Origin of the sequence: Oleiphilus messinensis (assembly GCF_002162375.1) — a bacterium.
GTDB lineage: Bacteria > Pseudomonadota > Gammaproteobacteria > Pseudomonadales > Oleiphilaceae > Oleiphilus > Oleiphilus messinensis.
Window position 1 is genome coordinate 1,458,134 of record NZ_CP021425.1, and the last position, 21,816, is coordinate 1,479,949.

The following is a 21,816-nucleotide window of genomic DNA, read 5'->3' on the forward strand; positions in this document are numbered from 1 at the left end:
TTGTACCACGGATCAGGACGTATTATGTTCAACCTTAGAAAAAGCATCTTTACATTGGCTATGGCTTTTCCATTAATTGCCTGCGCTGATAGTGACAATTCAATTCCTTCTCCCGGTGATGTGAGACAGGATCTGGACGTTACTTACTTGAAGGTTCGTAATGTCAAAGAAAACGATACTTTAAATCTCCGCGCAGCGCCTTCTGCCCAATCTCAGATTTTGCAAAAGCTTTCCCATGATGCGACAGGCCTTTTAAAAATAGGCGAACAAAACCAGTGGGTGCAATTAAGTTATTTTGGGGTTCAGGGTTGGGTGCACGGTAACTATGTCGACCAAGCTACCCGACCAGTTTTAAAGGGGGGGGCAAGCGAAGTGAGTTGCCTCGGAACGGAGCCGCATTGGAATTTTAATTCCCGATATCCGGTAGTTGAGTTCAAGTATTTGGGCGATTCCGTTTCATTGTGGCTGGATGGCCCAATCACAGAAGGGCAGAACGCCACGAATATTGAGTTGCTGAGTGCGAGTCATCCCAAGGCGCTTGAAAAGAGCTTGCAGGCAGTCGTCAAAACCGAGCTGTGTAGTGACGGAATGAGCGACCGAGACTACCCGTATTCAATTGAAATTATTAGCAGGCAACATGGTATTTTGAGCGGTTGTTGTAGATAGAATCTTACAGTTTAAGAGGGCATACAGCGTGAAAAAGACAACACCGAAATGGAAATACGGTGCAGACATCGCATTTACCAAACCCACACGGACAGTGAATACCATTTTCCTTCATTGCTCAGCCAGTGATGTTGCGTCCCATGATGATATTTCAGTAATTGAAAACTGGCACACAGTCGGTAACGGCTGGTCCCGAGTCGGGTACCATTTTTTCATCAACAAAAGCGGCAACATTCAATCGGGTTGTCCCATCGAAAAGATCCCCATAGCACAAAAAGGCCACAATACAGGCTCGATTGCGATCTGTCTTCATGGATTAAAAAAAGCAAAATTCACAGATGAGCAAATGGTGTCGGTGAACAAGCTCTGTAAAGCGATCGTCGCAAGTTACGACAAAAAGATCAAAATACGCGGTCATTGTGAAGTGAGTAAAAAATCCTGCCCTGTTTTTGATTATAAAAAGCAGCTTAACTTGACTACGCTGGGCTACCTGCCAGATCAATCAGCGACAAAACCCCAAGCAAAAACACCCAAAAGTGCGATGGTTCAGGAGAATGAGTCAGCACCGGATATTGGTATAACCAAGACAATCCTGACAATTGAACTGACAGCAAAAGGCGCTCATGTTCGAGCCTTGCAACAAATACTGTTTCAAAAAGGATACGGATGTGCCGTGGACGGACACTTCGGCCAACAAACGGATTCGGCAGTCAGGCTGTTGCAAAAGAAAAAAGGACTGTTCGCAGACGGGGTTGTCGGCAAAAAAACCATCAATGCGTTATTTTCCCAAGATAACCTCGTGCTCAAAATCGATGATCGCGGTACCGATGTGAATGTCCTTCAACTCATGCTTGCAATGTACGGCCAGAAAGTCATGCACGATGGCATATTTGGAACGGGCACGAAAGAGGCATTAAAACAACAGCAGCGATTATTACTGCTGCAAACGGACGGCATCTTTGGGCCGAAGACTCGACAGAAGATGCTGACTTAGAGAGGCTTTGGGTCAGCCCGGTCGAAATTTTTTCAAATACGTTAATTGCGATTATTCACACAAGGAAGAACTATGAATAATTTAGGACGAGATCTATCTGTATTCTTTGCAATCCTTTTGGTTTTTACCGGTTGCGCACAGCTCAATCAAGTTATGGAGAAGTCGATTTTAGAACCCAACCGGAGGGTTGATGCTGCGCTCATTGATCCGATTGACGATAAACGCACTTTCGCGAAACCAGTCGTTACTGAGCCCCTGAACAGACTTAATCTAAAAGAGTATGGAGACGGTTTTGTCGTAAACGGAAAACGGTTTGTCGATCCAGAGGGCCAGACTTTGCTTTACTCAACATTGTCTGATACCGGTTTTGTAACCTATCTAATCCGAGATAGTCATCACCTTAATGAACGGCGCTATATCGTAAAAGTCAAAGATGTAACGAAGCTTTCAAAACCAGTAAAACTAGGGGCATTGGTCGAACATAGTGCGAATAATGTTTATTTCATTTTACCTAATGGTGATCGCTTGAACGGAGATGCCTATCACCTTACGTCGAAAGGCATTATATTAACTCGGGATCGCTCTGTTGTGATTTTTATCGAACCCGGTGCTGAACCTAAAATGCACCCTCTTCCGGTTGGATATCAATTCTCCATTTATCAAAAAGCGGATATCTCCTACTCAAAACACATCACAATAGAAAAGCGGCTGGGATACGAGCAAACATCATTTGGGCTTGAAAATCTTAGTGTACACGAATATGAAATTTCATTGTTTAACTTAGATACTGGCGAAATTACAACAACATTTGATATGTTGCTGAGAGGTACAACAGAAGAGAAGCGGTTAGAGCACTTCAAAAATTCATTCTACCTTTTCAACACAGTAACTGGCCCAATATCCGTTTCACTTGAAAACATTTACAGACAGGTTGTCGTGCGGAATCTGTTCACCAGACAAAAAGCCACCGCATTTCAGCGCGAGCATGGGATATCCTTCTTAAAAGCGGGAATGAAAAATAATGTAATCTGGGCGCAAGCATCGGAAGGTTTCACTGATAAAAGGGTGGATGATGCGCAAGGGTTTCTGGATGGCACTGTTCAGGTTCATGCGCTATAGAAGCAGGGCAAGTGTGAAATGAAATAGTCAGTTAGGAGAATGTAGATGGATACTATAATTAAAGAGACCAAAGTCATTGATGCAGAAGAGAAAAAAAGAGGCTTCTGGTTTAGCCTTTTCTTAGTTCTTATGCTCATTGCTAACCCACTTAGTGCAGCAATTTATCTTTTGAGCCCAGAACCAATAGCCGCTTTATATCCCAATGCCTCCCTTGGAATAGTTTATTTTCTCGGTATCATGAGCTTACTAAATGTAGCTTTTGCAATCAGTATTTGGTACTGGAAGAAAGTCGGAATCTATGCCTTTTATGGTGTTGTCGCTTTGGCATTTATTATCAACCTTTATATTGGGGTCGGTTTTATCGCAGCACTTACAGGTCTTATTGGTGGTGTAATTATGTTTCTCTGTACACGAAAAAAAATGCAACATTTTTCATAGATTTTGCGCAAATACGGCCCAGAAACGTACTACCAAATGTTAATCTGCACATTTCGATAAATTAATTGAGTTTGATGTTGCACTGTACGTTCGGTCTAATGCTTGTAACGTTTAATGGAATATTATCAGCGAACAGGATAGACAATGGCTAAGAATACACTCGAATCTGCAACCTCGCTCCACCTCGGGGATTCTACGGTTTGGAAAAAATTTCAATCGGCTTCAAGTGCTAAGCAAATTGGATTCTTTAAAGCACCACTGCCCAGTGGTGGTCCTCTTTACATTGTTAGTCTGAGCAGTCAGATCAAAATGATTCCGTTCGTTCGAACAGATGAAGAATTGTTTGATAGAACTGCGAAGCGAGAGAGTAAAGCCAATAAATTCAGGGTGGTGATTAACGGACCAACCTATGGGCTCACCAATTCAGGAAAACTTGACGCTGTTGTTGGCTCTGATCCTGTGCTTGCAAAAGAAACACTCCAACAGGGTTTGATTGTTCAGAATAGGCGTGTCATTGGTGGTACCAAGTCAAACATGTACTACATCGCGAACTACCCAGGAGCTTCCACCAAATACAAGTTCGGGAGCGGTTTTGCGCCTTCAGGTGCGATGGGCGCTGTTGGAAATGTTGGGCCATTAATTCTAAATGGATTGCCGTTCGGGCGAGTAAACAAGTATGTGCCTGAACAACCTGATGCCGCTAAAGTCGGCGAGCCTTCGTTGAAGCATGCACCTCACTTGGTTCAAAGGAGCAATAAACGATTTGATATTATGTCTGATCTTCCTGATCCGGTAGGCAAGATTGTTGTTGGATACCGACAGGATATAGGGCAAATGTTGATTCTCGTTCAGCCGCATAATACCCGCGGCATCAGCATATCTGGCTTGCGTGGAATAGCGCAGTACTTAAAGCTGGATTCTGCAGTCTATCTGGATGGAAGTGATTCTGTTCTTTTGATGATTGATGATGAAATTTTGTTGGCTCAAGGTTCAAATAAAAATGAAACGAATGTCACCGGAATTGGTTTTGTCTATTGAATATAAAGTGGAGTGAACCCATGATGAATGTGATTCGCACCATATTGCCGGTCTTGTTCCTCATTTTTTTGTGGTCACTATTCATTTTGAATAATTTGTGGCGTTTCTTGCCAGAGTTCGCTGAGCTTCAAACGTTTATAACGGTTCCTTTAGTGGTCCAAATATTGTTTTTTCTGATCGTAACAGCGCTTGTGTTATTGCAGTTGACGCGCCGATCTCGATTCACTCAGTCAGTGGCGATTTGTGTCTTTAGCACTCTGGGGATTCTTTCATGCTATCAAGTGGTACTCTCGAATAGTATGAACTCTATTAGTATTGGCATTATCCCGCTCTTCGAGCGGAACGTTCGCTTTGCAGATATCAAAGAGATCAAATTTGAGCCCGAATTGCGAGTAGTGACGAATTCTGATGCTTATAGAATATACACCGGAGTCTATCCATTTGGCTTGGATGCCAGCTCTTTGAAAAAACAACTTCTGAGCTATGGGAATTGTACATCCGAGGTGGATGGTGAGTGCGTTGATTTGCAATTTGCATGGCCTTAAGAGTGTTCGAGTTAGGTGAGCCTATAGTGCTCACTGCCGCACAGAAATACGCTCTAAATGACCAAATACAACAGAAATGCCCCAGTTCACCTAGATGTATCCGGTTTGCAGTTCTTTAAAGAGCTCCAAATATTAAGTCGGCTACCATCACAAAAAGGATAAAAAACAGAAACAAATACATCTGCCAGAATAACAAGTGAGCGAGAAATTTATCCAAGCGATTGGCTGATTCGCGCAGAGGTTCGGCGTTTGCATAAAGGACTCCCAGCGGGGAGCTTTTGATGCGATTAAAAATGGCTAGTGGCATCGCAAGTGCTTCTGCGATGTTGAATATGCGCCATCCATTGATGAATTCGATACCGACTTGATCCATCAATGTCGGGTTATTTTCAATTTTACGTACTGTGGTTTGTGCGAAGACGAGCGTCACGACGATTATTGAAAGGGCCATGATGATGAGCGCTGAAACGATATAAATCGGCATACTTGACCCCGAGGCTATTATTGTAGTGAATTTGGCTGGGCACAGTTTAATGCTCATCCAAACCCAAGACTATACTCTCTGTATCAAATTCCCTTAAAGGATAAACCATGCGCGCGTTTTTCCTGCTTCTAATCCTACTCTCCACCAACGCCCAAGCCGGTATCGAAACCCTAATTTCCAAAGCACAAGTCGCCGGGTGCACGATCACGTTAACCCACGATGCGACGCCGGATGCAGAGTGGGGGACGTTGATTTATCGGGTGTATCGTGTTGAGGCTGGGGTTCATGTGCCTTGTTCCTTGAGTGTTGAGGATATACGTTTGAGTTTGGCGCAGGCGCTTGAGCGTTATGCCGGGGTTTCGGGATTGAAGCCGGTGGAGTCGTTGTTTATCGGGCGGTTGGAGCGGTATTCGTGGGTGGCGGAGGCTTTTGCGTCGATGCCGGAGGAGGATCTGCGGGCAGCGTCGACGTTTGCGGGGTTTAATGCGTGGATTGGTACGACGGCAGTGGTTCGGCCTTTTATCGAGGTTTTAACAGCGCAGGCATTTGCTGTGAAAGGTGTGAGCTGTGAGAAAGTTCTGCGGTTGCCGGACGGGCGACCGGTTGATGCGCTTTGTTGGATTCTGCTTGAATTTGCTTCGACACCTTGAGTGCCCTGTTGTATTGTTTGCGCGGTGTCATTTGGATGACTCGCAGTGGCTTGTATACTGCCCAGGAATTTGAGTGTTGTTTTGACGCTAGTTACGAAAAAAAATAATCGATTAAGGAAAGATGATGAAAAAAATATTTGCGTTTGTTCCTGCCCTGGTAGTGGGTTTGGCCGGGTGTTCAGGCGATGATCATTGGGGGTACTCTGGTAGTGAAGGGCCAGAGAACTGGTCGATGTTACATGCAGAGTTTTCTGCGTGCTCGGGCAAAAACCAATCACCGATTAACCTGACGAATTTTATTGAGTCGGAGTTGCCACCCATCGAATTTGATTACGGTGTAGGTGGTGAAAAGGTTCATCACAATGGCCATACGATGCAAGTGGATTTTCCTCGCGGCAATGCAATCACGGTGGATGGGCAGGCGTTTCATTTACTGCAGGTACATTTCCACGCTCCAAGCGAAAACCGCATAAACGGTAAATCGTTCCCAATGGAAGCGCACTTTGTGCATAAGAATGTGGACGGCGAGCTGGCTGTTGTGGCATTGATGCTGGAAGAGGGCAGTAAAAATAAAGCGCTCGAACATGTCTTTGATGATATGCCTACAGATGACGGTGATGCGGAAACTTTGAAGTTTAAACTGAATGCGAATCACGTACTACCGGATAATCGTGACTACTACCGCTTTAATGGCTCTTTGACGACTCCGCCATGTTCAGAAGGGGTTCGCTGGCTGGTATTGAAAAACTCTGTTGAAGTTTCTAAAGCACAATTGGAGCGTTTCTCAGACGCTTTGGATGATCAGACCAATAACCGACCCGTGCAGGCAACCAACGCCCGTCCCGTATTACAGTAAGCTTTTATCCCGATGGGCTGTTCAAGGAATTTTGAATGGCCCATCCATTAATGGGATATTCTGTTCGAATCCTCTCGCCTCTCTCATCCCTTGCTATACTCTAAGCAAATGTTGAGGCACTTGCGGCCATTATAATCGATACTCTCATTCACACGTCCGGTTGCGTGCCGCGGTCTGATCTGGTTTTTCAGTGTGCCGCACGTCTGCCGAAGAGTCTATAAACATCATGACTACACAATTTACGCACCACGCATCTTATCGTCTTAAGCATTGTTCATTGACCCTGTTGGTTACTGCCAGCGTGGCCTTGCCTGCCGTTCAGTGTCTGGCTAATGATGTGATCCTTGGCGAGGATTATGGGGAAGATATGCAGTTGGCGTTGCTGGAAGATCAGGCCCAGTTTGCAGCGCTGATGGATATTCTGGAAGAAGAAACCGAGATCGCCACCAAGACCAAAATGAACGCCGATTTCGTGCCGGGGATGGTTACGGTACTGCAAAGCGATCAGCTCCGTAGCCTGGGCTTGGAAACCGTTGGTGAGGCGTTGAATACAGTGGCCGGGTTTAATGTCTTTGAAGGCAATTTTGGCGAAGCACTCACCGTCGTTAGAGGGTTTGGCACAACGCTGGATGCCAATAACCTGAAACTGATGCTGAACGGTGTTTCAGTTAACAGTGCGGTTAACGGTGATCTGAAAGGCCTGTACATGTTGCCCATGGAGTCGGTGGAGCGGATCGAAGTCATTCGGGGGCCGGGCTCAGCAATACACGGGGCTTTTGCGTTTTCCGGCGTGGTCAATGTCATCACGCGGGCCCGGGAGGGGGAAGTGTTCCTGAAAACGGGCAGCGCCAAACACTGGTTAACCGCCGTCAATGTGGCTAATGAAGCGGAGCCGAACAAACTGCATTCCTCCCTTAATCTTTCCGCATGGGATCGGGATAACTCCGGGCGTATATCCTATGTCGATAATCACGCGCCACTGGGTTTTGGCCATGCCCCGGGACCTACTCATGATCAGATGAGTGGTCGTTCCGCGATCTGGAATTTGTCTTATCAGGGGTACAACCTGAAGACGCAATACGTGCGAGTTGAAAAAGGCGTTACTTTTGGGGCACCGAGCTATACCCCCTATGATCTGGCTCCCATGGTCGAGTCCGTTTTTTCGGTGAGTTTCGATAAAGTCTGGTCGATTACGGATACTCTGGACACCTCGTTGATGTTATCTGGGCGGGACAATAAAAGGCGTAACGCCGCGTTTCTTGGGGTGCCGGTTGGTGCCCGTGCTCCTGGGTTGGACGGGGTCGTTGAGGTGGAGAGTTATGTTCGTGATGGCTATGCCGATTCATCTTACAAAGCGGATTGGCAGTGGCGCTGGAACCCCGTGCAGGCGCACCGGATTTTATTGGGCTTGAGTTATGAATATATGCAAGTAGACGAAGCCTTTATGGAGAATGTGCGGCCAAACGGGGTTCGTCTTCCTGCGTTACCCGGAAGAACGCCAGTAGATCCGGAAGCAGATCGCTCCCTTGGCGGTATTCTGTTGCAGGACCAGTGGCAGTTAACCTCCGGGTTGGAATTGACGTTTGGGGTTCGCTACGATCACTATTATGATTGGGGGGATAACCTGTCACCCCGGGCAGCGGCAATCTGGCGTGTGGCGGATGGCCATATTCTCAAATTCCAGTATGCCGAAGCCTTTCGTCCGCCCACGCTGGAGGAATCCTATGGCGGTGCATTGCCGGGAGGAAGCCCGGCACCGGACCTGGACGCAGAGACCATCGATTCACAGGAACTGGCTTACATCTACCGTGGTAATATCGGCGTTTTCCGAACAACCCTGTTCCGAACCCATGTTGAAGACTTGATCGAATTTGTGATCATTCCGGGGCGTATGCCAGCCTTGTTGAATCGCGGCGAACTTAACAGCTACGGGGTGGAATTCGAATGGCAGCAGCGGATTAACCATACCTGGGATATTCTGGCGAATGTTTCTTATGTGCATACTAAGGATGAGATGACCGACGAAGAGGTTGTCGGTGCGGTGGACTGGATGGGGAATCTCGGCGTGACCTGGCAAACGCTGCCCCAGGTTGAGCAGGGGGCATTGTTGCAGTACCGTGGCCAACAACTGGGTTATAACGTGAGGCTCCGCCTGCCTCCGGATCGCACTCTTCCAGAGTATTGGACACTGAATTATTCAGTCGCCTGGCAACCGTTAACCCAATATCCCGGATTTAAAGTCAGTGGTACCGTCAAGAATGTTTTTGATGAGGAGTATGCCGTTGTTTCGGCGGGCCCGACTTATCCCTTGGGACTTCCACAACTTGGCCGAACCTGGTGGGCTGAACTGAGTTATCAGTTCTAGGTTAACCCGGTTGGCATTTTTGATCGTCAAACACAATTACGGGGCGTTTCCACGCCCTTGCTGCTTTCCCACGTTGTTTTTTTAGTCTAGTCTGAAACAAGAGCCAGGGAGAGGCAGTGGGAATCAAAGATCGAATTCCGGTTGGGTCACCTCGCTCGTGATGTGCCATACAGTGCTGTGCCGCTGAAATATGGCGTTAAGTGAGTCTCAAGGAGAAGTGCCTATGACCGAGTCTGTCGAAAAAGGAACGACAGCAACAGTCCAAAATTCTGCAGGGAAACGAAAGCGCCTTGCTTTTCAGTTCACAGGAAATGCCGCCGAGTATTTCAGCATCTGGTTTGCCAATCAATTGTTAATGATGATTACGCTCGGATTTTACGCGCCCTGGGCCAAGGTGCGAAAATTGCGTTATTTCTATGGCAATACCACGGTTGCCAATGGCTCTTTCCAGTTTTTGGCTAGCCCGCTTACCCTGCTTAAAAGCCGCCTGTTGGCACTCTTGTTATTGATCATGTTTCTGACTTCCAAGAATCTGTTGGATGTCTCCATCATTGCTGCAAGTATCTACGGCATCATGACGGTGTTGTACATCGTCTTTGCCCCCGTCATTTTTGTCATGATGCTGTCGTTCCGGATGCGCTATTCCGCGTGGCGTAGTATCAAATTCAGCTTCAATCGGGACTATAAAGGGGCGTATCGCGTATACATGGCCCCGAACCTTGTCGTGATTTTGTTTATCGCCTGCCTGGTTGCACCTTTTTATTTTGCCGGGCAACTACAAGAGCAGGCGGCCTCGGAGCAAACTGCTGCAGAAGAGTCATTATCCGGGCAGGATATGGCTTACGATGAGGGTTATTCCGAAGATGAAGCGTACGCTGAAGAATCATACGAAGAAGGGCGTTATGAACAAGACCTGTATGAACAAGATATGTATGAGGGCGAGGTCTATGATGAGGAGGAGGTCTATGATGAGGGGGAGGTCTATGATGAGGACGAGGTCTATGATGAGGATAGTGCTGTCGAGGACGAAAGCATAACCAATGTTTTGGACCACCTTGAAGCCATCTGGTTTTTACCTGCTACGTTATCGGCGCTGATGTTACTGTTCCTGGCCCCCTATTTCGACTTTATCAGCATGCGCTATGTTGCCCGTAATGCCCGATTCGGCACCGCAACCGGGCAGTTTGTGGGCGAGATTGCAGCATTTTATCGGGTTTATGGTGTTTTGTTTATCGCGATTGGCGTGCTCATTTTGCTTTGGACTCTTAAATTTGCACTGGACGTGAGTGGTATGTATGGCGTTTTGGGGACCTTAACCGGTTTGTTCTTTCTGCTGATCCGGCCTTACATGAAAGCCAAGCGCTATAATCTGATGCTGGATAACGTCCAGTTCGGAAATGGGCATCGTCTGCGAGCCAATGCCAAACCCCTTGCGGTTTGCTGGTTGACGATTACCAACAGTTTAATCATATTATTGAGCTTCTGGATGCTTTCGCCCTGGGCACAAGTCCGAACCGCGCGCTATTTTCTGGGTGTCACAGCGTTGGAGTCAACAGGGGATATTACGGAGTTTCTGGCTGGGCAGGAAGAGGACGCGAAGGCGTTGGCCGAGGAAATTTCCGACGTGTTTGATCTCGAATTGTCATTTTGATGGCGAGACATCAATCAAAGGGGATTCGCCTGGTTTGTGCTCATTAAGGACAATTTTCAACGTGGTTGACTGAAATGTTTGGAATGTTTTACGACGGGAAAACGTCCCGACCCAATCCTTGCTCCTTGCATGTGGATGAGCAGGGGCTTGTGCAAATCAGCGGGTTTCCGTTTGTGCCGGTTTCGGTACAGCGCATATCCGTTACAGAGCGGGTGGGTAATACCCCCCGGTTTGTTTTCTTTCCGGATGGGGCCAGTTTCGAAACGGATGATCAGCAGGCAGCGGACGAGTTAGCGAAGTCCGTGCGGGTTGCGAATCAAGCGAAACCGAAGCGCTGGTTTGATGCCCACCGCTTGGAATCGAGTTTTAAACTGGCAGTGCTTTCTCTGGTGATCTCACTGGCTATTTTATATGTCATGGCCACTTATGGCGTGCCTGCAGCAAGTCGCTGGGCTGCTCTGCAACTGCCGGAGCAAGCCAGTCATGCTCTGGGCGACGGCATGATGGAACTGCTCGATGATGAGTATCTTGGCCCTACGGAATTGTCCGAAGCGCGTCAGGCATCGCTTACGGCGCTGTTCGATCAATTGATTCCCAAGCCCACAGAGGTCGAATACAAGCTTCACTTCCGCAAAGGGGAGTGGATCGGTGCGAATGCCCTGGCTTTGCCGGGGGGCGATATTGTGATCACGGATGAACTGATCAAACTTGCCAAATCTGATGATGCTATTCGGGGTGTTTTATTGCATGAGATCGCCCATGTTAAATACCGTCATTCGCTCATTCAGGTTATTCAGTCTGCGGGTCTGGTCACGTTGGCGAGTCTCATGCTGGGGGATCTGGATGCGGTGAACAGTTTGATTGTTTACTTGCCGGTCGTATTAGTGCAACGCAGTTATTCCCGTGATGCGGAGTGGGAAGCGGACGGGTATGCACTTACGCAAATGGCCCATACCGGCACCCCTACTGGATCGTTTGCTGATCTGATGGCCAGCCTGGGTAACTCCACCAAACCTGCTGCGGATCAATCGGAGCAGGATAAACCGGAGCAGGATAAACCGGGAAAAACAACTGCTGAGGAAAAAGAAGAAAACGACCAGGTAAAGGAGGAAAAAAACCAGGAAAAAGGCATCCTGGATTATCTCTCCACCCATCCCCACACCGCAGAACGTGTTGAGCGCATTCGAAACTTCAAACTCGGGCCGGAATAAGCCACAAATCACGTCGTGTCACTCACACAGGCTATACTGAAATCAGCACGGTGCAAGCCGTGCAAATACAGATGCGGACAGTGAACAGGATATGAGGTAACGAGTGGATCAGCCAACCATAACTGTGGAGATACAAGGCGTCACATATCATTTATGTGCGACCGACCCAACGTCACTGGCGACCCTGTCGCATAGTGATCGGCAGCATTTGAGTCTGCTTTTACAGGCACTGGAGGCTCAGGCGCGGAAACAGCAAAGTCGGGAGGCTGAAGTCCACGCACCTGTCGCTGAAAATGCGGCTTTTGTTCAGGATCAAGCCGCTGGAGAGCACTCAGCTGCACCGGTTAGCTTGGGCAAAACCGAGTCAAACCCTGACCTTAAATCGCGGGCAGAAGCTGAGCGCCTTGCTGAACAGCTGATGATGCAAGGACGGAGCCAGCGGTCGGAACCGTCCAAAGTAGGGGTTTATAAATGGTTTGTGATTGCCTTGGTCGTAATCTTTTTACTTGCGACGGTATTTTAAGGCCCGAGAATATTTGAAATACGACAGCTTTAAAGCGCTACAACGCCATCGGGATCACAGAAAGTACGAGTAAAAATGCCATTGCACCGTTGAATATTCTGAGCTGCGCAGGGTCATTGAGCAGCTTTCGCAAACTCGCGCCGCCGACCAGCCACAGCCCGACACAGGGAAAGGCTACGGCAAGAAAGGCGAGGGCGATGGTGAGCGTCTGATTGAACAGCTCTGCACCTACGGTGGTGAAAGCGGCTACCGCACCAACTGCCATCACCCATGCTTTGGGGTTTACCCATTGGAAAAGCGCCGCTTCGATAAAGGTAAATGGTCGTGCTTTTTGGGATTCATTCTTGCCAGCCTGTCGGGTCATAGCAATGCGGTAAGCCAGATACAGTAAGTACAGAATACCAATGATTTTGATAACACTGTGCACCACGGGAAACTGTTCGAATATTGCGCCCATGCCCAACCCGACGGCGATGACCATTGCCGGAAACCCGAGGCAGATCCCGAACAAATGAGGCAGTGACCGGAAGATGCCGTAGTTCAGCCCCGAGGTCATCACCATAATGTTGTTTGGCCCCGGTGTGACGGTTGAGACGAGCGCAAAAAGCAATATGCTGATGAAAAACTCCACGGTGTGTTCCTCGCTATGGGGATTTGAACTTTGAGTGTGTATGCTAAAACGTTTAAACCGGCCTGCGTAGACACAGTCGAGTAACAAATAACCATAACAGCGTTTGCTTCGCCTGCCTAACGAGGCAGGTTGGTTAAAACGGCAAAGTGTCCAGCCGATAGCTGACAAATACTTTAATGTCTTGTTGAAATGCCTGGCCAATCAATGGGCTGTCCTGTATGACGTCATCCAGTTTTTGGAATTGATAGACACCAATAACCGTCCAGTTATCCGTGATTGAATAGATTGCTGTGACCCCTGCGACAAGATTGATTGCCGCCTCCCCCTGGTAGGCGGTTCGTCCAAACGCCGGATTAATGTTATCGCCCTCAATACCATAGAGGTGATGGATATACTTTTCGTTCAGCCACCGGGCACCGGCACTGGCGATGAGTTTTGTGCCCGGTCCGAGCTCCAGAACCGGGTATTCCAGCATCGCACTGGCGGTTAGGCCCCCGGATTGGTCCGTCACATCCTGCTCCACATCCAGACCAATAAAATACAGTTTGGCAGACAGTTTGGCCGTGAGTTCACCATCACCGGATTCGTATCCGTCGAATACGCGGTCTTTGGACAGGTCTTCTTCTTTATCAAAAATCGTATCGTAGGTTTCATCCCGATAGTTCACGCCAAGTGAAGCTTGCAGGCGGTCAGAACCAATTGTATAAGCTGCCAGGCCATGCTTGAAGCCAAAATGCCAATTGCCCCAGGCGATATCAAAATAAGGCATGGAAGTGGGATTGATATCGATACCCTTCCACGGTAAATCGCTGGCACCGATCCCGCCCCCGACCTGTATCTGAAATTCGCCTTCGCTGGAGGTGTCCATGGTGGTATTGAGCTCATCTGCGGACAGGGTTAGCTGGTATGCAGCAAGCATGATTAATAGGGGGAGTTGCAACAAGTGAGGTCGAATGAGTGACAGCGTCGGTTGAAAAGTCGGTGCTAAAAAAGAGATTGAACGAATCATGGGGTTGTCTACCTTTTTGCGTCAGAGTGGTCGAGTCTGAAAGTGTGGACATAGCCTAAACCGGACGTGGCGAGGCGCGCTTGTGTCAAATGTCACGGTTGTTCAGATCGTGACATTTGCCCTAAGACGATGGTGTGATTCTGTGGAATAATGGCCTGATGAATACGATCAAGCTTACCCATTCAAATAAACCTGCGCATACCATCAACGCTTCGATGACGGTGAATACCTGGATTAATCCGGTTGAACGTCTAGTGGCCATTACGACCTGGGCATTGGTACTCGGCTTTTCCTGCTATGTCTGGATTGGGGCTGAGCGACCGGATCTGGTCATCATGGTGCTGGGGTGGGGAACATACCCACTGCTAGGCGTTTGTGCATTGTTGTGTCTGTGGCCTTTGTTACAGGCACCGTTTGCGCTGCAGGCGAATCAGGCAACGCCGCTTCAGCGCTTGTCGCTGTGGGGTGGTCTGGTGGGCGTAACCGGTCTGATGCTGCTGGTGTTGATTAATGTCACTGGAATTATGCTGGTCTTGCTGTTTTCCCGTTTGCTCACAGTATTCAGTATCCGGCAGTGTGTCATCGTGGCGCTGGCGGGGCCGTTGTTTGTCTCGGTGTATTATTTTCTGCTGGAAGTCGAACCGGGTTTTTTCCCGGTATTTAATGGTCTGCTTTACGGTATGTTTAATTTGTTTGTGTTGTTTGTCACCACGCGGGTGATTGCAGAGCGGGAAGCCAAAGAATATGCCGCATTGTTGGTCAGTGAACTAAAGTCGACTCAGCACCTGCTTGCTGTTACGGCAAAACGGGATGAGCGAATTCGCATTGCACGTGATTTGCACGATATGTTGGGGCATCACCTTGCAGCGTTGAGTCTTGAACTGGAGGTGGCCAGTCACAGTGAGGCGGAGCGAGCTAAAGTGCAGATCAAGAAAGCGCAGAGTATTGCGCGGATTCTGTTGGGTGATATTCGTGCGGTGGTCACGACATTTCGGGAGAATCAGAATATTGATCTCCGCGAAGCATTGGAAACGCTGTTGCAGGCGTTGCCCGGTCTGAAGGTTTTTATGGAGTTCCCGCCGTCTCTGCCCATAGAGGATGCACGGGTGGCGGAGGTTATACTGCGCTGCTGTCAGGAAGCATTGACGAATACCCTCAAACACAGCCGTGCGACTGAAGCGATTATTGTATTGCGCGATGGCAATAACGGTTCGGATGATCAAGCCTGTTTGCACCTGTCGATTCAGGACAATGGTGGCAAGCGAGGGCCAATTGTTCCCGGTAATGGTTTGACAGGCATGGGGGAACGAGTGGCCACGTTACTGGGAGAATGCCGGTTCAGCGTTAACCAACAGGGGTTCTGCATCGAGGTATCAATTCCGCGCCAGGGGCGGGGTGCTGTGGGTCAGGAGGTTGCATGATCAAAGTGGTATTGGTGGAGGATCAGAACCTCGTACGGGAAGGCATAAAAGGCTTGCTGGCATTAAGGGAGGAGATTCAGGTTATTGGCGAAGCGGAAGATGGTGAACAGGGTCTTGACGTCTTACGGGATGTGCAACCGGACGTGGTGCTGCTGGACATTCGCATGCCGAAAAAGGACGGGGTGCAAATGTTGCATGCCATGCAGTCTGAAGGGTTGACAATACCGACGCTCGTGCTGACAACCTTTGATGATCACGATTTGGTGCTCGCTTGCCTGAAAGCGGGTGCGAAGGGATACCTGCGTAAGGATGTCAGCCTGGATGAACTGGTGTCAGCCATTCAAACCCTCAGTCTGGGGCAGGATTGGGTGCAACCGGCGGTGACCTCCCGCATTGAAGGTCACAAAGCGGCCATCGCGTATACCGATGCCCAAGCTGTGCAAAGCCTGACCAGTATCGAGCTACAAGTGCTACGCTTGATCGCTGCAGGCTATTCCAATCAGGAAATTGCTGAAGCACTGAGTAAATCTGTTGGCACTGTGCGCAATCAGGTCTCGTTCATTCTGGCCAAACTGGACGTGCGGGATCGCACACGCGCAGTTTTGAAGGCCATTGATCTAGGTATTATTTGATCAATGCTGATTCTGGCTTCATAACGATTGGCGTTGGTAACAAGAGAACGCTAGTACACATCATCACCGGCACGTGCGCGGGCTTCTCTCAGGTCACCGAGGCGCGCTTCGAGGATTTCTTCGAGTGCGAGTAATTTCAGGCGGGTTTCTTCATCTTTACGGTGCAGATAAAGGTCGGTGAAGGTGCGCGTCATTTCGTTAAGGATGGGGTGTAAACGTGCGAATTCAGTAGGGGTATCGCTGGTGTTGGCCATGTTTTCATCCTCCGGCGGACAATGCTGGGACTGCTTGTGGTTTGATCAATCCTACCTTTGTTATAGCGATTGCGGGAGTCTTTTGTCCAGTATCATTGCGTAACGATTTATGTACGGATTACTGTGAGTGACTGAATTGCTTCGATTTTAGGAATGACTAAGATGAAAATAATCTCAGCCATTTGAGGGTTATCACTTTTTCGACTTAAGCCACCGTTTTGTTGTGGCTGCCATCGCAGAAAGGCGGGTTTTGGGTTTGTTTACAACCGCATAAAAAAGCTTTTTGATTTGCTTCAGGTGTGTAGCGCACCGGGCTGATTCCCGTGCCTTTGTGGCTGCCGTCGCAGAACGGCTGGTTTTCGCTGCGACCGCAGGCACACCAGGATATTCGTTGTCCGGCTTCCAGTTCAACCGGAAATGGGGCATCAGCAGCGCGAATTGGCGTGGTCATGGTGGTCACCTCCGGGTCAAGCCTGTCGAATCTACTGATACCAGTTTAGCTGATTTTTAGCCATCCTGCGTTGCGGGGAAGTTGCGCATCAGCAATGCGTATTCGGTATTGGCGATATCTGCCGGGAGTGGAATCTTCACAACGTGGCCGGAACCCGGTGCTGCCTCGACGCTCTGGCCTTTTCGATTCTCGATGTGGGGCAGGTCGAAAGTGTAGTTTCCATCCGGTGTCATCAGCTCCATACTGTTACCCACTTCGAAACGATTTTTCACGTCAACCACCATAATGCCCTGATCACGGTCTATTTCGGTGATTTCCCCGGCAAACTGTTGCTTGTCGGAGCGTGAGTTGCCGTTTTCATAGTTTTGATATTCATCATGGACGTGGCGACGCAGGAAGCCTTCGGTATAGCCCCGGTTAGCCAGTTTTTCCAGTGTATCCATCAGGTTCATATCAAATGGTTTACCCGCTGCCGCATCATCAATTGCTCTGCGGTAGGCCTGTGCGGTGCGTGCAACGTAATAGTAGGACTTGGTCCGGCCTTCGATTTTCAGGGAGTGAATCCCCATTTCCGCCAGTTTGTGCACATGGTGAATGGCGCGAAGGTCTTTGGAATTCATGATGTAGGTGCCATGCTCATCTTCATAGGCCGCCATTTGCTCATCCGGTCTGCCTTTTTCCTGCAGCAGGAAGACTTTGTCCGTGGTACCACCTTCACCGAGGGTGGATGCGGTCTCGGGAGACCAGGTTTGAGGCGCGGTTTCTGCAGTGGTATCGGTGACCGGGATGACATTGCCGCTGGCATCTTCTTTTGCTTCCACCGTGTTGTATTGCCATCGACAGGCATTGGTGCAGGTGCCCTGGTTGGGATCGCGCTTGTTCATGTACCCGGACAGCAGGCACCGACCGGAGTAGGCAATACACAGTGCGCCGTGGACGAATACTTCCAATTCCATTTCGGGACATTCATCTCGAATTTCAGCGATCTCATCGAGAGACAGCTCTCTGGACAGAATAATCCGGCTGATGCCCTGGCGTCCCCAGAATTTTGCCGCAGCGTAGTTAACGACATTGGCTTGCACAGAAAGGTGCACGGGCATATCCGGCCAACGGTCACGCACCAGCATTATCAGGCCCGGGTCGGACATGATGAGTGCATCAGGCTGCATGGCAATGACGGGTTCGATGTCTTTCAGATAGGTTTTGATCTTGCTGTTGTGGGGGGCAATATTGCTGGCGACGTAGAATTGTTTGCCTTGTGCATGGGCAAGTTGAATGCCTTGTTCCAGATTCGCCAGATTGAAGTCATTCTCCCGTACTCTGAGACTATAGCGCGGCTGCCCGGCGTACACGGCATCTGCCCCATAGGCGAATGCATATTTAAGGTTCTTTAAGGTACCCGCAGGTGAAAGCAATTCGGGTTTAAAATGCGAAGATCCGGAAGTCATGAAACCTACCCACAAACAGGAATACTGAAAAGACGCCATAATACCATAATTATTTTATGGAATAAGTAATTGCGCTGTAGATCCATGGATCAATTCAGATACGTTGGCGTGCGGGTCGTCCTGGGTTCATGACCCGCTTGCCTCCGTTTTCAGCTCTGCCGCGGAATAGAAGGCAAGCTTATTGTTCAGTGAGATCCTGCGGGTGAGGGCAATACTTTGTCATCCATCAAGGTGTACTGCATCGAGTCAGCAATCAGCTTTGAGCAATAGGCCTGGACAATGCCGCATTGCGAAGCCAGCCACTCCAGACTGCAGAGCTCACTGTGTTCTTGCCCGGATTTTCGCCGTGTGTCCACCAGACTGGATAGAATATCGAATACGATTTGGTGTTTGCCGATGCTTTCAATCGGGGGCTCACCACCGGTCAGTTGCATCATTCGGGTGCTGGCGAGGGGCATGAGGTCATTGCGAATCGATTCATCTTTCGCAATGATCGACATGAGCTCCTGTTTGGGCACCATGTAAAGATCGACATCTTGACTGGCTGCAATGGCATCGTAGCAATTTTTGTCGGAGTTCAGGAGCACGGCCTCTCCAATAATTTCCCCCGGCCCGACAGTGAAGGCCGGCTTGTTTGTTCCGTTATGATCCGGGACGCACAGATTGACCGAACCCCGGGCAATTAAATATAGATACGGGGCTGGTTCACCACGTTTGAAAATGGCTTCATCTTTTGCGACAACGGCCCGGTCATGTCCGGCAAACAGGTCCATCTGGTTCGAGAGATGCGCTTCGCTGAACGAGCTGGGCAAGGCGGAGTCAGACAATAACTTGCGATGCTTTCTCTCTATGCTGTGATCGCTGTCCTGCTCTGAAGCCGAAATGGATCGTGTTGTATCCACAAAGGGGCTTTGTACAGAAAAGTTACATGTTGAATCGACATAGATACTAAAACCTTCGCACTTTTGTCGATGAGAGTATAAAACCTGTTTCAATATCAGGAGTGTGACATCGGAAACGTCATGGGCGTCATCAACGACAAAACGATCGATCAGAATATCATTTGCTTCTGGGGAATCGGCCATGTCCACTGCAGAAAGGTCTGTTCGCAGGCGAAGTGAGGCAATGGCTCTGGAATTGTTCAGAACCAGTAGATGTTGTGTAGAAGGCATCAGATCCGTTCGATCATAGTAATATTTGCCGGAACCGAGCCGTGCCCCTAAAAATTGAAACAGTGTATCCCGATCCTCATCCGTTTTGACCCAACTGAACACAATACTCAAAACTACATCCCTCCGAATTTTCGGGCTGAATTCCAATAAGTTAAACTTTGACTTTTACGCACTGGCTTCAGTGCGGCAGGGTATTCTTTTCCGGTATCAGGTTTGTAACAGGAATATCCAGTTTTCAGGGATATCTGTCAGACGCTTTTTAATGACCTTGAGACCAACTTCTTTGAACAGCTGTTCGTAGCGCTCAACCAAAAACAAGCGCTGCCCCATGAAATGGTGGATGACTTCAAATCCGCGTCCCCAGGAGTCCCGGTTTTGGCGTGTATTACTGGGCAACTGCATCTGGTCTTGAATCATAATGTAGGCACCTTCGCCAAGACCTGTTTTGATATCGGTGAGGAATTTTTCCGCCATGCCCTCGTGATTCAGCAAGTCGTGCATCATCGCAAAACACATCACAAGGTCTGCAGGGCGGGTATTGGCATTCCCGATTTGCTTGAGGCGTTCACTTTCATTCAATATCCACGATTCCGCGTGCCCTTGCTCAACCCGAATCCGGCTTGCGAGATCATTTTTCTCGACATTGGATGTGGCGAGTTTGCAGCAGTCGGGGCTGATATCAACACCAATACCTTTTAATTTCGGAATGCGCTCACAAATGTCGATCAGGCGCAAACCCGAGCCGCAACCGATATCCAGCAGGGTTTCGACAGCGTCCAACTCCAGTAACTCGAGCATGTGCTGGTCGGTGAAGTACTTGGAAATATGGGCGGAGGAGGCGGCCATGGCCTGATCGTTGCGGTTGATTTCCTTACCGTAGACCAGTTCACCCTTCATCATGCCCTCGATTGCCGCGATTACCGGGTTATAGCCCCCCACTAACCATTCCAGAAAGCCCATTTCCCGGCAGATACCTTCACGTTCCGAAGCGGGTAGCTGATAGCCTGAATCGTGCTTCTGCATGACGCGCATGTCGACCAGGAAATCGAGCACAATCTGGGTGCTCTCGGGGTTGGCCTGCATTTTATCTGCAAGTTTATCGATTGTGACCGGTTCGTCCTGTTGAAACAGTTCGAAGCCACCCATGGAATTCAAACCCTGCAATATCCGCGCGATCAGGTAGTCATTGAACAAATCAATCCCGGTAATGGGCTTTTGCGCGATCTGCACCATTTTCGACTGCAGGCTGTTGGCCAGAAATTCAAACCCAGAGTAGACCCGTTCCGGGTGCTGGCTGGCGTAGGCCAGGAACTCGGTCTCCGTCACTTCGATGAGTTGGGTGTCTTCAAGGCATTCGGCGGTATACATGTAGGTATTTTCCGGAATATTTCGCTGACCGAAAATATCCCCGACTTTAAGCTCACCAAGGTCGTGTATACCCGTGTCAGTGGTTACCAGTAACCGGACTCGGCCCTTGATGACTTGAAAATAATTTCGGGCGGCTCCGCCTTGTTGTACGGCCGGTTCGCCGGTACGGAAATAAAACCGGCTTGGCGTGTCCGGACCGGGTGGTATTTCCGGTGTATCGAGCATCAAAGCTGACATCGGACAGTGCATTCTGACCAGTGGGCGTTTGATTCGCTCGCATACGAAGGGATCTGCGATGCGGTCAAAACCGAGTGACGTTAATAACTTTTCAATTGCTTGGTCGATAATTACAAAACAGTGCTTCAGGTTTCGATTGGCCACCCAAAGTCGAGCACATTGCATTAACCCTTTTACGATGTAAGGGGTAGCCCGGTGACGACGACTCACACAAAGCTGGGTAATACAGCCAGCACTTTCACGGCCACCGTTCTTATTTACGCAGCGGGCGCGTAAATCGGAAACATCGTAGTGGTCATCCAGTGGCACCCCGGCCATCGTGTCTGCTGACAGACGCATGGCCCCCACCGGCTTTTGATCAACATACGCGATAAAATTAACGGTATTGTCGTAGCAGTCATACCGGTCGTAGATGAATTCTTCATCGGTTTTCAGACGTTTCTCTTCGTCTGCAAAGACTTGGTGACGAATGCGAAACACGTCGTTAAGCTCTTGATCCGTGGTGGCGATTCTGATGTTAACGCTCAATATTCCCTCTCCTGAAAACCTGTGAACTATCTTGAGTATAGGCTTCGGATCTGTTAATTCAATGCGTTATTTTGTGCGTCTCAGAAGCTTGTCGAAACGGGTTTGTGCAACTAAGCTTCGCCCTA

General features: G+C 49.0%; 22 protein-coding genes. 14 read left to right on the top strand and 8 right to left on the bottom strand.

Annotation, left to right across the window (positions count from 1 at the left end; translation table 11 throughout):
* Positions 1-24: 24 nt before the first annotated feature.
* The 6 genes from OLMES_RS06340 to OLMES_RS27940 all read left to right on the top strand — a co-directional run bounded on the left by OLMES_RS06340 (position 25) and on the right by OLMES_RS27940 (position 4,800).
* Positions 25-666, top strand: coding sequence for a COG3650 family protein (locus tag OLMES_RS06340; protein ID WP_087460488.1), 642 nt, complete (start codon positions 25-27; stop codon positions 664-666).
* Between the two features lie 28 nt (positions 667-694).
* Positions 695-1,660, top strand: coding sequence for a peptidoglycan recognition protein family protein (locus OLMES_RS06345; RefSeq protein ID WP_198343243.1), 966 nt, complete (start codon positions 695-697; stop codon positions 1,658-1,660).
* A 72-nt stretch (positions 1,661-1,732) separates the two neighbouring features.
* Complete coding sequence (locus tag OLMES_RS06350; protein WP_087460489.1) at positions 1,733-2,779, top strand: hypothetical protein; 1,047 nt, start codon at positions 1,733-1,735, stop codon at positions 2,777-2,779.
* Between the two features lie 45 nt (positions 2,780-2,824).
* Positions 2,825-3,217, top strand: a complete 393-nt coding sequence (locus OLMES_RS06355) for a hypothetical protein (RefSeq protein WP_087460490.1) — start codon at positions 2,825-2,827, stop codon at positions 3,215-3,217.
* Positions 3,218-3,361: 144 nt separating this feature from the next.
* Positions 3,362-4,255 carry a hypothetical protein gene (locus OLMES_RS06360; RefSeq protein ID WP_087460491.1) on the top strand — a complete coding sequence of 298 codons (894 nt, stop codon included), beginning with the start codon at positions 3,362-3,364 and terminating at the stop codon, positions 4,253-4,255.
* 299 nt (positions 4,256-4,554) lie between these two features.
* Positions 4,555-4,800 carry a hypothetical protein gene (locus OLMES_RS27940; protein ID WP_157678187.1) on the top strand — a complete coding sequence of 82 codons (246 nt, stop codon included), beginning with the start codon at positions 4,555-4,557 and terminating at the stop codon, positions 4,798-4,800.
* 115 nt (positions 4,801-4,915) lie between these two features.
* On the opposite strand, the gene OLMES_RS06370 is transcribed toward OLMES_RS27940, so the two are convergent.
* Positions 4,916-5,284 (bottom strand): hypothetical protein, encoded by a 369-nt coding sequence (locus OLMES_RS06370; protein ID WP_087460493.1) that lies wholly within the window; start codon positions 5,282-5,284, stop codon positions 4,916-4,918.
* Positions 5,285-5,391: 107 nt separating this feature from the next.
* Here OLMES_RS06370 and OLMES_RS06375 point away from each other — a divergent pair, with 107 nt between their 5' ends.
* The 6 genes from OLMES_RS06375 to OLMES_RS06400 all read left to right on the top strand — a co-directional run bounded on the left by OLMES_RS06375 (position 5,392) and on the right by OLMES_RS06400 (position 12,540).
* A complete protein-coding gene (locus OLMES_RS06375) occupies positions 5,392-5,934 on the top strand; it encodes a hypothetical protein (RefSeq protein ID WP_087460494.1) in 543 nt (180 codons plus the stop codon).
* Positions 5,935-6,058: 124 nt separating this feature from the next.
* Positions 6,059-6,790 (top strand): carbonic anhydrase, encoded by a 732-nt coding sequence (locus OLMES_RS06380; RefSeq protein WP_087460495.1) that lies wholly within the window; start codon positions 6,059-6,061, stop codon positions 6,788-6,790.
* Between the two features lie 226 nt (positions 6,791-7,016).
* A complete protein-coding gene (locus OLMES_RS28790) occupies positions 7,017-9,155 on the top strand; it encodes a TonB-dependent receptor plug domain-containing protein (protein WP_087460496.1) in 2,139 nt (712 codons plus the stop codon).
* A gap of 223 nt (positions 9,156-9,378) precedes the next feature.
* On the top strand, positions 9,379-10,806 hold the full coding sequence (locus OLMES_RS06390) for a YjgN family protein (RefSeq protein ID WP_157678188.1): 1,428 nt from the start codon (positions 9,379-9,381) through the stop codon (positions 10,804-10,806).
* 74 nt (positions 10,807-10,880) lie between these two features.
* On the top strand, positions 10,881-12,017 hold the full coding sequence (locus OLMES_RS06395; RefSeq protein WP_087460498.1) for a M48 family metallopeptidase: 1,137 nt from the start codon (positions 10,881-10,883) through the stop codon (positions 12,015-12,017).
* 103 nt (positions 12,018-12,120) lie between these two features.
* Positions 12,121-12,540, top strand: a complete 420-nt coding sequence (locus OLMES_RS06400; protein ID WP_087460499.1) for a hypothetical protein — start codon at positions 12,121-12,123, stop codon at positions 12,538-12,540.
* A 37-nt stretch (positions 12,541-12,577) separates the two neighbouring features.
* Here OLMES_RS06400 and OLMES_RS06405 read toward each other — a convergent pair whose 3' ends face one another.
* Complete coding sequence (locus OLMES_RS06405) at positions 12,578-13,171, bottom strand: LysE family translocator (RefSeq protein ID WP_087460500.1); 594 nt, start codon at positions 13,169-13,171, stop codon at positions 12,578-12,580.
* A 133-nt stretch (positions 13,172-13,304) separates the two neighbouring features.
* Entirely contained in the window at positions 13,305-14,180 is an 876-nt protein-coding gene (locus tag OLMES_RS06410; RefSeq protein ID WP_087460501.1) for a MipA/OmpV family protein, read from the bottom strand.
* A 158-nt stretch (positions 14,181-14,338) separates the two neighbouring features.
* Here OLMES_RS06410 and OLMES_RS06415 point away from each other — a divergent pair, with 158 nt between their 5' ends.
* On the top strand, positions 14,339-15,601 hold the full coding sequence (locus OLMES_RS06415) for a sensor histidine kinase (protein ID WP_087460502.1): 1,263 nt from the start codon (positions 14,339-14,341) through the stop codon (positions 15,599-15,601).
* The gene (locus OLMES_RS06420) at positions 15,598-16,233 is read left to right on the top strand and encodes a response regulator (protein ID WP_087460503.1); all 636 of its coding nucleotides are present in this window, start codon (positions 15,598-15,600) and stop codon (positions 16,231-16,233) included. Before OLMES_RS06415 ends, OLMES_RS06420 begins: the two co-directional genes overlap by 4 nt.
* Positions 16,234-16,283: 50 nt before the next feature.
* Here the strand turns inward: OLMES_RS06420 and OLMES_RS06425 are convergent, their stop codons facing one another.
* The 5 genes from OLMES_RS06425 to OLMES_RS06445 all read right to left on the bottom strand — a co-directional run bounded on the left by OLMES_RS06425 (position 16,284) and on the right by OLMES_RS06445 (position 21,691).
* The gene (locus OLMES_RS06425; RefSeq protein ID WP_087460504.1) at positions 16,284-16,487 is read right to left on the bottom strand and encodes a hypothetical protein; all 204 of its coding nucleotides are present in this window, start codon (positions 16,485-16,487) and stop codon (positions 16,284-16,286) included.
* 205 nt (positions 16,488-16,692) lie between these two features.
* Positions 16,693-16,938, bottom strand: coding sequence for a CDGSH iron-sulfur domain-containing protein (locus OLMES_RS06430; protein ID WP_087460505.1), 246 nt, complete (start codon positions 16,936-16,938; stop codon positions 16,693-16,695).
* Between the two features lie 56 nt (positions 16,939-16,994).
* The gene (gene trhP / locus OLMES_RS06435) at positions 16,995-18,386 is read right to left on the bottom strand and encodes a prephenate-dependent tRNA uridine(34) hydroxylase TrhP (protein ID WP_087460506.1); all 1,392 of its coding nucleotides are present in this window, start codon (positions 18,384-18,386) and stop codon (positions 16,995-16,997) included.
* 185 nt (positions 18,387-18,571) lie between these two features.
* Complete coding sequence (locus OLMES_RS06440) at positions 18,572-19,660, bottom strand: Crp/Fnr family transcriptional regulator (protein WP_232465347.1); 1,089 nt, start codon at positions 19,658-19,660, stop codon at positions 18,572-18,574.
* Positions 19,661-19,765: 105 nt separating this feature from the next.
* The gene (locus OLMES_RS06445; protein WP_087460508.1) at positions 19,766-21,691 is read right to left on the bottom strand and encodes an N-acyl amino acid synthase FeeM domain-containing protein; all 1,926 of its coding nucleotides are present in this window, start codon (positions 21,689-21,691) and stop codon (positions 19,766-19,768) included.
* Between the last annotated feature and the right edge of the window lie 125 nt (positions 21,692-21,816).